This window comes from Citrobacter sp. Marseille-Q6884 (assembly GCF_945906775.1).
In the GTDB taxonomy this organism is placed as follows: Bacteria; Pseudomonadota; Gammaproteobacteria; order Enterobacterales; family Enterobacteriaceae; genus Citrobacter.
The window spans coordinates 1452818-1466272 of record NZ_CAMDRE010000002.1 but is presented as its reverse complement, the minus strand read 5'-3'; the positions used below and the strand labels follow the sequence as shown (position 1 = coordinate 1466272).

The following is a 13455-nucleotide window of genomic DNA, read 5'->3' as shown; positions in this document are numbered from 1 at the left end:
TTATCATTTCATGGTGAGGGATAGGAAATAGATAATCGTCTTTATTGTGTTCAGGGCATATCCGACCAGTTATTCAGTAAGCAGAATTTGTGAAGTTGTTTAGTGATTGTTTATTTAAGTCATGACGTCACGACATGCTTAGCTTTTTTTATTAGCCATAAAAATGACGCATACAATTCGTCAGGATTTCGGGAATGTAGATATTAATATATTGATGCGATTGTGAATGCTTTTGTCGATTGTATCAATGTGTACAAGACAACCTCCAGGAGACGACATAAAGCACCGCAAAAACGCCAGTAATGGTTTTTATATGGCTCATCTTTATCGAGTCATAAGGGGCAAACAGCAACATTATGCGAATAGTCATCTGCCGGTACTGTGTGGCGTAGTCTATCCTGCCTTTTAATTCAATAAGTTGTTTTTCACTCATTCACTTGCTGAATGAGTGTATCGAATTATATTTATTCATTAACACGCACTTTCCTTTGCACTCCTTGAAACATTTTTCAGCCAGGCCACGAAGTTTTCATAACGACGTCGTATTTCACTGAGAGGTTTTAGGATGAAATTCAATTTGATAGCCAGAAGTCTCGCACTTGCTGGTCTGCTCGTTTCCTCTGGATCAGTCCTGGCGGCAGAAGCGCCGAAAGATGCAGCCGCGGCTACCCAACAAGCCAATAATGCACTTTATAACCAGCTTCCATTCTCTGATAACACGGATTTTACCGATGCGCATAAAGGCTTTATTGCGCCACTGCCACAGGATGTGATCAAAGGCGAGCAGGGCAACGTTATCTGGAACCCGCAGCAATACGCGTTCATTAAAGAAGGCGACAAAGCCCCGGATACGGTCAATCCAAGCCTGTGGCGTCAGTCTCAGTTGATCAACATTAGCGGCCTGTTTGAGGTGACCGACGGGGTTTATCAGATCCGTAACCTCGATTTGTCGAATATGACCATCATCGAGGGCAAGGAAGGTGTAACCGTGGTTGACCCGCTGGTTTCTGCGGAAACGGCAAAAGTCGGGATGGATCTCTATTTCAAAAATCGCGGTACCAAACCGGTCGTCGCGGTGATTTATACCCACAGCCATGTTGACCATTATGGCGGTGTGCGCGGCGTGGTAGATGAAGCGGACGTGAAAGCGGGCAAGGTGAAGGTGTATGCACCGTCCGGGTTTATGGAAGCTGCAGTGGCAGAAAACATTATGGCTGGCAATGTGATGAGCCGTCGTGCCAGCTATATGTATGGCAACCTGCTGAAACCGGATGCCAAAGGACAGGTCGGTGCCGGTCTGGGGACAACCACATCGGCGGGTACCGTAACGCTCATTGCCCCGACGAATATCATTGAGAAAGACGGTCAAAAAGAGGTGATCGACGGCCTGACCTATGACTTTATGCTGGCGCCGGGCTCTGAAGCGCCTTCTGAAATGCTGTGGTTTATCGAAGAGAAGAAACTCATTGAATCCGCAGAAGATGTCACACACACCCTGCATAACACCTACTCTTTGCGTGGCGCCAAAATTCGTGAACCGCTACCGTGGTCAAAATACATCAACGAGGCCATTGTCCGCTGGGGGGATAAAGCAGAAATCCTGATGGCGCAGCACCACTGGCCGACCTGGGGTAATGACAATGTGGTCAAACTGCTGAAGAGCCAGCGCGATTTGTATCGTTATATCAACGACCAGACCCTGCGAATGGCAAACGAAGGCCTGACCCGTGATGAAATTGCCGCCAACTTTAAACTGCCGGACTCGCTGGCGCATACCTGGGCCAACCGCGGTTACTATGGCTCAGTAAGCCACGACGTTAAGGCGACCTACGTGCTGTATCTCGGCTGGTTTGATGGTAACCCGGCAACGCTGGACGAACTGCCACCGGAAGAGGCGGCGAAGAAGTTTGTTGAGTACATGGGTGGCGCGGATGCCATCCTGCAGAAAGCGAAAACCGATTTTGACCAGGGGAATTACCGTTGGGTTGCGCAGGTGGTCAGCAAAGTGGTGTTCGCCGATCCGAATAACCAGGCGGCACGTAATCTTGAAGCCGACGCGCTGGAACAACTGGGCTACCAGGCTGAATCTGGCCCATGGCGTAACTTCTATCTGACCGGAGCGCAGGAGCTGCGTAACGGCGTGGTCAAAGGGCCAACCCCGAATACCGCCAGCCCGGATACTGTGCGGGCAATGACGCCTGAAATGTTCTTTGACTATCTGGCTGTGCATATTAATGGCCAGAAAGCAGGGGATGCGAAATCGGTATTTAACATTGATTTGGGCAGCGATGGGGGTAAATACAAACTGGAGCTGGAAAACGGCGTCCTTAACCACACCGCGAATGCAGAGGCACAAAACGCCGACGCGACCATCACCCTGAATCGCGATACGCTGAACAAAATTATCCTGAAAGAGGTGACGCTGAAACAGGCACAGGATAAAGGTGACGTCAAAATAACGGGCGATGGTACCAAGCTGGATGCGATGCTTGGCTACATGGATAAATTTGAGTTCTGGTTCAACATTGTCACGCCGTAAACCTTCATCCCTGCGGGGGGAGCCTTTCTCCCGCAGGGACATGATAGCGCGCGGCCTGGCGATCAGCTTGCCCTGGTTTGCGCTGGTGAATATCAGTTTTGCGCTGATGGTATTGCTGCGCAATGATCTCTTTGACCACATTGATGGTCAGTATCAACTCGCTGACATTGACGCCTACCTGCTGGACGGCGCAATGATCAGCATTATTTTGCTGCTTTCCCTTTCCGGGTATCTTGTCTGGCGACGTTCAGGCGGAATCAGCCTGCCACTTTTGCTTACGGGGGCGATCTGGGCGGGATCTGTTTTGGCATTTGTCACGGTTTTTAAGTTACCTTTCGCCTGGCCGCTATGCGCTATTCTGTTACTCACCGCGATGGCAGCGCTCTATTTTCATCCGCCTGCGCTGCTCAGTTACGCCCTGCCATTATGGGGGATGATGCCGGTGGCCAGCCTGATACTCAACCGCAGTATCAGTGTGCATTTTTTCGCGTCATGGCTGATCTTTACGCTGATTCTTCTCTATGGCCGCATTATTCTGCAACGCTGGTTTGATGAGGCCTGGCAACGTATCCGGCAAAACCAACTGCTCATTGCGCGTCTTGATGCACTGGCGCACCAGGATCCGTTAACTGAAACGGCAAACCGCCGGGCGATGGAGAGCATTCTGGACAACGCCGTAAGTCAGAGTAAAGCACTTGCGGTCATTATGCTGGATGTGGATCACTTCAAACGTTACAACGATTATTACGGTCATCAGGCGGGCGATGAGTGCCTGATGACCGTAGCAAAAGTACTGAAACAATGTGTGCGCAATCCCGATGATCTGGTTTCGCGCTATGGTGGAGAGGAGTTTCTGATTGTCCTTTTCGGGGCGACGGAAAAGCGTGCAGAACTGGTTGCAACACGGATACAGGCGCAATTGCAGGCCGAGGCTGTACCGCATGCCGCATCAATGGTAAGTGACAACGTCACGGTTAGTATGGGCATCGCCAGCCTGACAGAGGGACAGACGGTCAGTGCGCTGATCGCTGTGGCGGACGCGGCGCTGTACCGCGCGAAAGAAGCAGGCCGCAACCGGTGGTCTCACTGAATTGCGACGCCAATTCTTACAAAATGAATCCCCTGGTCTATGCTCAAAAAATTAGCCCGTAGACGGCTTTCTCACAAATCACCCTAATTCCCGCGTCCCTGGATGGTGAGTATGAACAGGATAGTGCTCGCGTTATTGACGTGTTGTATCTGTTTATCGGCTTTTACCACGCTTGCTGCCGAACCTCGTCAGGAGCCCACCGAGCAGGAACGTGCCCGCACGGTTTATATCTTCCATCATCCTGTCGTGATGCTTCAGGCAAAATTTGGTCTCACCACGCCAGAAGAACGGGTATTACGCATTCGCAATACGCTGCGTAACTTTACGCAGGCTGATGTACAGCAGCCCTTAAAAATTATTCCGGTTACACGCTATAACCAACCGGGAAGACTCATCGTAATGAACGACAAACCGGTAATGCTGCTGGCTGAAAACGATTTGGACGAAGGTGATGATCTCACTCTTGATCAGGCGGCTCAGCGCGTATTGGCGCGTATGGAGGCTCAGCGAGCGGCGCTGCGGGATCAGTATGACAGCGGCTGGCTAGTGCTTTCGGTGGTGAAAACGGCCGTCGGTATGCTGGTGTTGGCGTTTTTTTGGTACGGCGCATATCGGTCATGGCAATGGGTGACGCACTTTTACCAGCGGCGTATCCGGGAGAAACGAAGCTGGGTGCCGCCGCGCTGGCGGGATTTTATCGGGATATTTGAAAGCCGTTTATACGCTTTGCTGATGATTGTCGTCGGGATCGTGGCGCTGTATGCGTGGCTAAGCTGGGTATTCAGTCTGTTTCCCTGGACGCGTATTTGGGGAGAATCGTTGGGCGAATGGGCGATACGTGTCCTGCGCGAAATTGCACTTTCTATCTTCTCTGCATTGCCAGGGTTGATGATTGTACTGGTTATCTTCCTCATCACCGCGTTTATTCTGAAGCTTCTGAAAGTGGTACTCAATCAGATTGAAGCAGGGCGCTTGTCGCTACCGGGGATACATCCCGATACGGTAGGCGCGACTCGCAAACTCATTTCCGTCGTGGTGTGGTTGTTTGCGCTCTCCGCCGCTTATCCCTTTTTACCGGGGGCGAATTCCCTGGCGTTTAAAGGCATTAGCGTCTTTTTTGGCCTGATGCTTACGCTGGGTTCTGCGGGAGTCATGAACCATGCCATGAGCGGGCTGGTGCTGATCTACTCCCGTGCGCTACGCAAGGGGGATGTTATCCGGGTGGCCGATAACGAGGGGCTGGTTAGCGAGATAGGGATGCTCGCCACGAAAATCATTACCCGCGAAAATTACATCGTGACGCTTCCTAACGCCGTTGTGGTCAGTGGGAAAATAACCAATCTTAGTTCGCAAAGCACAGATGGTGGCGTCAATCTGACGGTGGGGGTGACCATTGGGTACGATACCCCCTGGCGACAGGTTCAGGCGATGCTGGAACTGGCGGCCATGCGCTCAGAGGGCATCGATACCTCTCAGCCGCCACTCGTTCGTCAGCTGGCTCTGATGGACTGGTATATTTCTTATGAACTGCAGGTGCGGTTGCGTCCGGGCGAATCGTTGGCTGGCGCGCGTAATGCGTTGTACAGTCACATTCAGGATGTTTTCAATGAATTTAACGTGCAGATCATGTCGCCAAACTTTGTTATGCAGCCGGAAGGCGCGGTGATGGTGGCAAAAGAGCACTGGTATCCTGCTCCGGCAACGCCGCCTGATGAGGGCAAATAGTGCCGAAATGGAGGCTTCTGGGCTGCGTTACGAAAGATAGACGTTGGCTGCGGTGGGGCCTCTCAATCCATTGATCCGGCAAAACTCTACGCGCAGGCCTGGAGTGAGAACTTCTGATTCATGGAGGCTTAATGCTGAAATGTGAACCTGTACATCTTTACGACCATCTGATGGGATAATAAGACCTTTGCCACTCTTGCAGTCAAAGGTTTTGACAATTCCTGTCATTTTACGAGACAAATAAATTCCTTAATACATATAACGAGCTGCACTATACCTGTGAGCAGAAATAACACCAGTTTTATTTTTTAGCGATAAGGACAGCCAGACGGCTAAAATAATTGTTGCGTGACTGGGAACGTTGTGAGTTAATAGCGGCGTCGGTTTGAAAGACAGACAGCATACAAAGTAGTTTACTAAAGCAGTTCTCATCACCAGGTATTTTCAGTAATTCCTTCCTTGAGTCTCTCCACTAAGCACTACGTAGTTTCTGTAATAAAGCCCCTGTTCGCCGAAAGGCTCAAGTTAAGGAATATTTAATATGTCTAATAAAATGACTGGTTTAGTAAAATGGTTTAACGCTGATAAAGGGTTTGGTTTTATCTCCCCGGCGGATGGTACTAAAGATGTCTTCGTACACTTCTCTGCTATTCAGTCAAACAGCTACCGTACCTTGCTGGAAGGGCAGAAGGTTGAGTTCTCTGTTGAGAATGGCGCCAAAGGCCCGGCTGCGGCGAATGTCGTAGTAGCAGAGTAATCATTTCCGCTTTTGCCTTTTGCGACAACGATGACGGCATAGACCTGAGTAGACAAACAGGCACAAGCACTGGAATGTTAAATGCTTAAGTATAAACCCGCGAATAGCGGGTTTTTTGCTATTTGGCTGACAAATAGAATAGATAACCGCTTTTCATCATTATATTTTTGAGCAGCAGTTATCGTAATAATAAATTACGCAACGAGTTTAGCGTCGGACTGGAATAACTTATTACAATGAGGGCAAATTAACATTGCACCTTTTTGTACCCGAGAGTGGCTGTGTTCTGATGATGCGGTGCAATTTGGACAAAGACATTTGACAAGAAAATTACGGCGGGATTTACTATTTTTACGTTCTGACATAGGCACTTCCTGATTTGAGTGGAAGGGCACTATACACTATCAGTAAGCAAATAACCTCTTTTACTCTCAGAACCTTGTTGAGACAAATTAGTCGCGCACCTGGCAAAAAATGAGAATGTTGCGCAATGCTCGATGCATTGCGCGAACACATCAACGAACGGAGCGGATCGCGTTAATCAATCCCTGTACGCCTTTTTCAAGTTTTGAACGTGGACATCCGGCATTCAGACGGACAAACCCACGGCCTTCCTCCCCGTAAGTATACCCTGGCATGATGGCGACTTTTTCCTGGTGGATCAATGCATCCTGCAATGCCTGGTCATCAATATTGAGCGGGCGCAGATCAATCCATGCGAGATATGTGGATTGTGGTACCTGCCAGTTGAGCTCAGGGAATGCAGCATTGAGGGTACTGGCGACATAATGCAGATTGCTGGCAAGATAATCCCGCAAAGCATCAAGCCAGCCTGCGCCATCCTGATAAGCGGCAATGTGCGCCGTCAGCGCCAACACTGCAGGCGAAGACAATCCGTCACGCCCTTTTAAGGCATTGAGATAGTCGTTGCGGCTGGCCGCATCTTCAATGATTCCATAAGCCCCGGTTAATGCCGGAATATTAAAACTCTTGGAGCCTGAAGTAAGCAGTGCCCAGCTCCCCTGTGCGACGTGACTCCAGGGGATATGCGGTTGTTCTCCCCATACCATATCCATATGAATTTCATCGGAAATAACTTTTACGCCGTGACGATGGCACAGCTGTGCCATGGCTTCCAGTTCGTTACGCGTCCAGACTTTGCCCGTCGGGTTTTGTGGGCTGCAGAGCAGAAGAATTTTGCTCTCAGGCCGTGAGAGTACGGCCTCCAGTTTTGCCATGTCGCAATACCAGCCGTCGGTACGTTTCTCCAGTTCAACAGGCAGCACCGTACGCTGGTTACCCTCGATCGCTTTATAAAACGCGTCGTAAGCGGGCGTATGGATAACCACGGCATCGCCGACAGACGACCACTGGCGGATCAGCTCCGACACCATATAGATGACGGAAGGGCCATAAACCAGAGACTGCGGATCAATTCTGGTGGCGTGACGGGTAAGAAACCAGTGGCTAATCGCCGCTAGAAACTCATCATTCTTCCAGCGGCTGTAGCCCAACACGCCGTGTGACAGGCGCTGTGTCAGCGCCTCCAGAATGCAGGGTGCGGTGGAAAAATCCATATCAGAGATGGTGAACGGCAGCAGGTCGGCCGTACCGAAACGATCGGCAACGTAATCCCACTGGGTGCACCATGTGCCATGCCTGTCCACCACCGTTGAAAAATCAAACATATCGTTGTCCTTAAGCCTGTACGGTATTCATCAGAACCGCGATTTCGTCTTTAACGGACTGGACCTGCGGACCAATAACGACCTGAAGGTTATGCTGATTGAGTTGTACGACACCAATTGCACGATTGTCCTTCAGCGCCTGAACGTTAACAAGCGACATATCCTTCACTGACAAACGCAAACGTGTGATGCAGTTATCCAGACTGACGATGTTTTCAGCGCCACCCAGTGCGGCCAGAATCGCGGGCACGTTGTAGCCCGATTTTCCCGGCGCTCCCGCCATGACTTTTTCAATGTTGCTGGCAATCTCAACATCACGACCTGGCGTTTTCAGATTAAAGCGGGTGATCGCGAAGCGGAAAATGACGTAGTACACCGCGAACCAGATGGCGGCAACAACCGGAACCAGATACCACTTGGTGGACAAACCATGAAGAATACCGAACACCACGAAATCAATCAGGTTGCCGTCAGTGTTACCGATAGTCACGCCCAGAATGGCCATCACGGTGAAGCCCAGACCGGTCAGCAACGCGTGGATCACATACAGTACCGGCGCAACGAACAGGAACAGGAATTCCAGCGGTTCGGTGGTTCCGCCAATCACGCAGGCAATCAGACCGGAAATTAATAACCCTTTAATTTTATGACGATTCTCAGGACGCGCGCAGTGGTACATCGCTAACGCAGCACCCGGTAAACCACCAAGAAACGCGGGCATTTTCCCCTGCGACAGGAAACGCGTGGCGCTTTCAGAGAAACCTTGCGTAGTCGGGCAGCTCAACTGCGCCTGGAAAATGGTCAGTGCGCCGCTTACGCTATGGCCACACACTTCCTGCGTACCGCCCGCTTCGGTAAAACGAATCAACGCCACCAGAATGTGATGCAGGCCAAAAGGCAACAGCAGACGCTCACCGGTACCAAACAGCATCGGGCCAAATTCACCGGCGCTATTGATGATGTTGCCCAGTCCGGTAATACCCATTGCGAAAACAGGCCAGATCAGCGGGATCACCAGCCCAACCAGTCCCATCACCACGGAGGAGATAATAGGGACAAAGCGGGTACCCCCGAAGAATGCCAGCGCATCAGGAAGACGAATATTGTGGAAACGCTCGTGAAGCATCCAGACAATGATCCCGGCAATCACCGCACCGAGGATCCCGGTATCGATCGACTGGATCCCGAGGATGTTTTGCACGTTGTTGGCTTTGAGGATCGCCGCGTCTGTGGTCGGTAAAATACCCTTTGCCGTTAACCAAAAGTTGACGGCAAGGTTCATTACCGCATAACCGACAAATCCGGCAAATGCCGCCACACCCTTGTTCTCGCGCGCCAGACCAAGCGGAATCGCGATACAGAACATGACGGGCAGGAAGCTAAACGCGAAAGAGCCCACTTTGCTCATCCAGGTAAAAATGGCCTGTAACACCGGGTTTCCCAGTGCCGGGAGCAGCGTCAGGACATCATGGCTGCTTAGCGAACTGCCGATCCCTAACATGATCCCGCAAAATGAAAGAAGCGCGACGGGCAGCATAAATGTTTTGCCCAATTGCTGGAAAAATTCCCATAACGTTATTTTTGGTGTGGTTCTCGCCGTCATCAAACGACTCCTCGTAAACAGACTGATGAACTTATGATGGCGAGAAGATAAAACGTTTTACCTAATTTTAGTGCGGCACAAATCACATTACCGAACGATAATAGCGCGTATAAATATAAGCGATTGATAAAACGTTTTATCCGTCACGTTATCAGGGAGTTTTCTGTTTTTATGGCTATAGCCAAAAAAATAACCATCCATGATGTTGCGCTTGCTGCAGGCGTTTCTGTCAGTACAGTTTCATTGGTGCTGAGTGGAAAAGGACGAATCTCATCAGCCACCGGTGAGCGGGTCAATGCGGCCATTGAACAACTGGGGTTTGTGCGCAATCGCCAGGCGTCAGTGCTACGGGGCGGGCAGAGCGGGGTCATTGGTTTGATCGTTCGCGATCTTTCCACGCCTTTTTATGCTGAACTCACGGCCGGGCTGACAGAAGCGTTAGAAGCGCAGGGACGGATGGTGTTTTTATTACATGGAGGTAAAGACGGTGAACAACTGGCGCAGCGCTTTGCGATGTTGCTCAATCAAGGGGTTGATGGCGTGATAATCGCCGGGGCTGCGGGCAGTAGCGATGCGTTACGGCAACTGGCGAATGACAAAGGGATCCCCGTCGTGTTTGCCTCACGGGCCAGCTACCTGGATGATGTCGATACCGTCAGGCCTGACAATATGCAGGCCTCGCAGCTTCTGGTCGAACACCTTATTCGTCATGGTCATCAGCGGATCGCGTGGTTGGGGGGGCAAAGTTCTTCATTGACACGCGCGGAGCGTGTCGGAGGCTATTGCGCGACGCTGCTGAAATTTGGTTTACCTTTTCACAGTGACTGGGTGCTGGAATGTTCCTCCAGCCAGAAGCAGGCCGCAGAAGCCGTTACGGCACTTTTACGCCATAACCCGACGATTAGCGCGGTCGTGTGTTACAACGAGACCATCGCGGTTGGTGCCTGGTTTGGTTTGATGAGAGCAGGGCGTCAGAGTGGCGAAAGCGGTGTCGATCGTTATTTTGAACAGCAGGTTTCGCTGGCTGCCTTTGCCGATGTGGCGGAAAACGCGTTGGACGATCTGCCGATTACCTGGGCCAGTACGCCAGCGCGCGAAATGGGGTATATGCTAGCAGAACGTGTGCTGCAGCGAATTGGACAAGACGAGAGTCATTTGCGAAACCTGACACTTTCCGCGAGGCTGGTGACGCAGAAGTAGTCAGCATACGATCAAAAAGCCCGATAAACGATCTTATCGGGCCTGATATGGATAAGAATTACTGCTGCGGAACGGCTGGTGCATCCGGTTCAGACAGGGTTGGCATACCAAACATGCCGACAAACTCATCCAGCGGCATTTTTTGCCCGTTGAGCGTGACCTGGCCATTCGTATACTGCAGGCTTGATCCGATAGTGTTGTCCTGCAGCGTTGTGACACGGAACATTTGCCCCATTGCAGACAGACCTTTGACCTGTTGCTTCGCAAGACCTTCAGCTTCTTCCTGCTGGTATCCTTCCAGTTTGGCAATCTGCGTCATGAACTCAACGGCCATATCCATCGGGATCGCCAGCTTCGCGTCCAGTGATTTCACTGAACGATCCACTTCCTGCGCCAGCGTTTGCGGCTCTTCTTTGGTTGCAGTTGGATCTTTGAGGAACAGTGACAAATTAAAGGTTGTCTCACCTTTGGCATTCTTCCAGCTCAGCGGTGCAATCGTAATAACCGGTTCGCCTTTCATCAGCACAGGCAGGGCGCTAAAGAACGCTTCGGTTACTTTTTGCTGATAAAGCTCAGGGTTTTCGACCACATCAACCTGCGCCATCAGCGCTTGGGTTTGGGCGCTGTATTGCTGGCTGAACTGATGTAAGGCTTCACCATCGATCTGCCCGACTTTCAGCGTCAGCTTGCCGCTACCGAGATCTTGCCCCTGCAGCTTCAGGCTATTTAGCGTGTAATCCAGCTGACTGTTGACGGTTTTTCCTTCGTTAGCGAGATCGGATTTACCGTCGATTCCCATGCCTTCCAGAACGGCCAACTCTTTGCCTTCGACAGAAATGGACAGCTTATCGAGTGACAACTTCTGATCGCCGATACGCTCGCCAAAGCTGGCTATTTCGCTGGAGCCATCCGTTTTTAGGTTGTTAAAGGTGATTTGTACCTTCTGGTTGTACTCGTTTACCGCATTCACCATGCCGCTTTGCGCAGTACCCGTCAGGGAGACCGCATTGCCGGCTTTATCTGCAGTGAGCTGGAATTCGCCGCCGCTAAAGGCGACTTTTTCATCACCTTTTTCGTAGTTCAGCGGTTTCAGGGAGATATCTGAACGGGTGTCGCCGCCATAACCAACACGGGAATGAATAATGAAAGGTGACTCACCCTTCGCAATGTCAAACAGCGGTTTTGTGACGTCGTTATTCACCAGCGTGGTTTGTACCGACGCCATTGATGGGACAAGATTCAATGATTTAAGCTGAGCGAGCGGGAAGGGACCGTGATCCACAGACTCATTTAAGATCAGCGTTTGCCCTGGCTTCAGCCAGCCATTTTCCTGGCCTGCGATGGGTTTCACCACCAGTTGTAACTGGCTGGAGAACACACCGCGCTGGTAGTTTTGATAACCCAGCTCAATACCTGCCTCAGGAGAAAGGCGTTTGATCTGATCATTTGCCTGCGTCACCATCTCGGCGAGATGGGTTTCGAGTTTCTTGCCCGTGTACCAGGCGCCACCGGTCCAGACGATACCCAGCGCAACCACTACACCCGCAGCTACCAGCGATTTTTTCATTTCAATATCCATAAAATAAATCCAGGCGTTTAAAAGCGCCTGGAAGAGTGACATGTCGTTGACTCACTACTAGCTTAGCAAGAGTTGTTACAAATATCAGTATCTTGCTAGAGCTTATTGTAAACCCGAGCTAAACGGCCTGCGCCGCTGACATTGACTGGCGATTCATTCGCGCTAATGAATGCTGATTCACCCGGCTTCAGCACCAGACGCTGTTCGCCCTTACGCAGCACGGCTTCACCTTCAATGCAGAACAAAATGGCTGCGCTTTGTTGGCTCACGGTTGCTTCATCGGCAGACAGTTCATGCAGGGAGAACGCAAAATCATCAACCGGGATCGGGAAGTCCAACTCGCCATCGGTTTTCACCGGGGTAGTGAGTAACTGGTCTGCGGGTTTAGCCTCGAACTTAACGTTGGCAACCAGTTCAGGAATATCGATGTATTTGGGGGTCAGCCCAGCGCGCAGAACGTTATCTGAGTTGGCCATCACCTCAAGCGCGACACCTTGCAGGTAAGCGTGTGGGGTTTCGGCAAACAGGAACATCGCTTCGCCAGGATTGAGCTTAACGACATTGAGCAGCAGCGGAGAGAAAAGACCGCTGTCATCAGGATAGACGTTAGCGATAAGACGGATCGTTTGCCACGGTTCGCCCTGTTGGCTGTTCAGCGCGGATTTCAGCACCGCCAGCGCACGGGATTTCTCCTCACCCTGCATATTCAGCAGGCTGGCAAACAGATAGCTCAGACGTTCTGCGCTCGGTTCCTGCAGGAAATGGGCAATGGCCGGGTGTGCGCCGGAAACCGGTTGTAACAACGCCATAATATCCTTGAACTCGCGAAAGGCGTTCATGGCCAGAAAAGGGGTCAGGGCAAAAACCAGCTCTGGCTTGTGGTTCGGATCTTTGTAGTTACGCTCGGCGGCATCCATCGGGATCCCTGCCGCGTTTTCTTTGGCAAACCCTAACTCAGAGTTATGTTTGTTGGGATGAACCTGAATGGAAAGAGGTTGAGCAGCGCAGAGCACTTTGAACAAAAAGGGCAGTTCACCAAAGCGTTTTGCTACGGCATCACCTAACAGCGCAGACTTATCTTGATCGATGACTTCACGCAGCGAGATTGCCTGGCCATCCGCGTTCTGAACCTGAGAACTGCTTTTTGGATGCGCACCCATCCAGAGTTCAGCCATCGGCTGTTGGGAAGGATTGGCAATACCATAAAGTTCCGTTAACGCAGTTTTACTTCCCCAGGCGTAGTTTTGCACTGAGTTGATGAGTTTTTGCATTAT

General features: G+C 51.1%; 11 protein-coding genes. 5 read left to right on the top strand and 6 right to left on the bottom strand.

What is annotated here, in order from left to right; genetic code table 11:
• The first annotated feature begins 565 nt into the window (after window positions 1-565).
• The 3 genes from N7268_RS22125 (at window position 566) to N7268_RS22115 (ending at window position 5354) form a co-directional block, all read left to right on the top strand.
• Window positions 566-2539: an alkyl/aryl-sulfatase gene (locus N7268_RS22125; protein ID WP_260864498.1), complete on the top strand. Its 1974-nt coding sequence runs from the start codon at window positions 566-568 to the stop codon at window positions 2537-2539.
• 40 nt (window positions 2540-2579) lie between these two features.
• Entirely contained in the window at window positions 2580-3629 is a 1050-nt protein-coding gene (locus N7268_RS22120) for a diguanylate cyclase (protein ID WP_260864497.1), read from the top strand.
• Window positions 3630-3740: 111 nt separating this feature from the next.
• Window positions 3741-5354, top strand: a complete 1614-nt coding sequence (locus N7268_RS22115) for a mechanosensitive ion channel family protein (RefSeq protein WP_260864496.1) — start codon at window positions 3741-3743, stop codon at window positions 5352-5354.
• A gap of 27 nt (window positions 5355-5381) precedes the next feature.
• Here the strand turns inward: N7268_RS22115 and cspH are convergent, their stop codons facing one another.
• On the bottom strand, window positions 5382-5594 hold the full coding sequence (gene cspH / locus N7268_RS22110; RefSeq protein ID WP_198904279.1) for a cold shock-like protein CspH: 213 nt from the start codon (window positions 5592-5594) through the stop codon (window positions 5382-5384).
• A gap of 301 nt (window positions 5595-5895) precedes the next feature.
• Between cspH and cspA the strand changes: the two genes are divergently transcribed.
• Window positions 5896-6111 (top strand): RNA chaperone/antiterminator CspA, encoded by a 216-nt coding sequence (cspA, locus tag N7268_RS22105; RefSeq protein WP_260864495.1) that lies wholly within the window; start codon window positions 5896-5898, stop codon window positions 6109-6111.
• 194 nt (window positions 6112-6305) lie between these two features.
• On the opposite strand, the gene N7268_RS22100 is transcribed toward cspA, so the two are convergent.
• From N7268_RS22100 to malX, 3 genes are all read right to left on the bottom strand, one after another.
• The gene (locus tag N7268_RS22100) at window positions 6306-6476 is read right to left on the bottom strand and encodes a YnfU family zinc-binding protein (RefSeq protein WP_260864494.1); all 171 of its coding nucleotides are present in this window, start codon (window positions 6474-6476) and stop codon (window positions 6306-6308) included.
• Between the two features lie 150 nt (window positions 6477-6626).
• Complete coding sequence (locus tag N7268_RS22095; protein ID WP_260864493.1) at window positions 6627-7799, bottom strand: MalY/PatB family protein; 1173 nt, start codon at window positions 7797-7799, stop codon at window positions 6627-6629.
• Between the two features lie 10 nt (window positions 7800-7809).
• Complete coding sequence (malX, locus tag N7268_RS22090; protein WP_260864492.1) at window positions 7810-9402, bottom strand: maltose/glucose-specific PTS transporter subunit IIBC; 1593 nt, start codon at window positions 9400-9402, stop codon at window positions 7810-7812.
• A 171-nt stretch (window positions 9403-9573) separates the two neighbouring features.
• Between malX and N7268_RS22085 the strand changes: the two genes are divergently transcribed.
• Window positions 9574-10602 (top strand): Mal regulon transcriptional regulator MalI, encoded by a 1029-nt coding sequence (locus N7268_RS22085; RefSeq protein WP_260864491.1) that lies wholly within the window; start codon window positions 9574-9576, stop codon window positions 10600-10602.
• Window positions 10603-10660: 58 nt separating this feature from the next.
• Here the strand turns inward: N7268_RS22085 and N7268_RS22080 are convergent, their stop codons facing one another.
• Window positions 10661-12169, bottom strand: a complete 1509-nt coding sequence (locus N7268_RS22080; protein ID WP_260864710.1) for a YdgA family protein — start codon at window positions 12167-12169, stop codon at window positions 10661-10663.
• 107 nt (window positions 12170-12276) lie between these two features.
• Window positions 12277-13452 carry a mannose-6-phosphate isomerase gene (manA, locus tag N7268_RS22075; RefSeq protein ID WP_260864490.1) on the bottom strand — a complete coding sequence of 392 codons (1176 nt, stop codon included), beginning with the start codon at window positions 13450-13452 and terminating at the stop codon, window positions 12277-12279.
• Between the last annotated feature and the right edge of the window lie 3 nt (window positions 13453-13455).

Bases quoted from the DNA above. Each gene is read 5' to 3' on its own strand.
- N7268_RS22125 (WP_260864498.1), top strand. From the start codon at position 566: ATGAAATTCAATTTGATAGCCAGAAGTCTCGCACTTGCTGGTCTGCTC.
- N7268_RS22120 (WP_260864497.1), top strand. From the start codon at position 2,580: ATGATAGCGCGCGGCCTGGCGATCAGCTTGCCCTGGTTTGCGCTGGTG.
- N7268_RS22115 (WP_260864496.1), top strand. From the start codon at position 3,741: ATGAACAGGATAGTGCTCGCGTTATTGACGTGTTGTATCTGTTTATCG.
- cspA (WP_260864495.1), top strand. From the start codon at position 5,896: ATGTCTAATAAAATGACTGGTTTAGTAAAATGGTTTAACGCTGATAAA.
- N7268_RS22100 (WP_260864494.1), bottom strand. From the start codon at position 6,476: ATGTCAGAACGTAAAAATAGTAAATCCCGCCGTAATTTTCTTGTCAAA.
- N7268_RS22095 (WP_260864493.1), bottom strand. From the start codon at position 7,799: ATGTTTGATTTTTCAACGGTGGTGGACAGGCATGGCACATGGTGCACC.
- malX (WP_260864492.1), bottom strand. From the start codon at position 9,402: ATGACGGCGAGAACCACACCAAAAATAACGTTATGGGAATTTTTCCAG.
- N7268_RS22085 (WP_260864491.1), top strand. From the start codon at position 9,574: ATGGCTATAGCCAAAAAAATAACCATCCATGATGTTGCGCTTGCTGCA.
- N7268_RS22080 (WP_260864710.1), bottom strand. From the start codon at position 12,169: ATGAAAAAATCGCTGGTAGCTGCGGGTGTAGTGGTTGCGCTGGGTATC.
- manA (WP_260864490.1), bottom strand. From the start codon at position 13,452: ATGCAAAAACTCATCAACTCAGTGCAAAACTACGCCTGGGGAAGTAAA.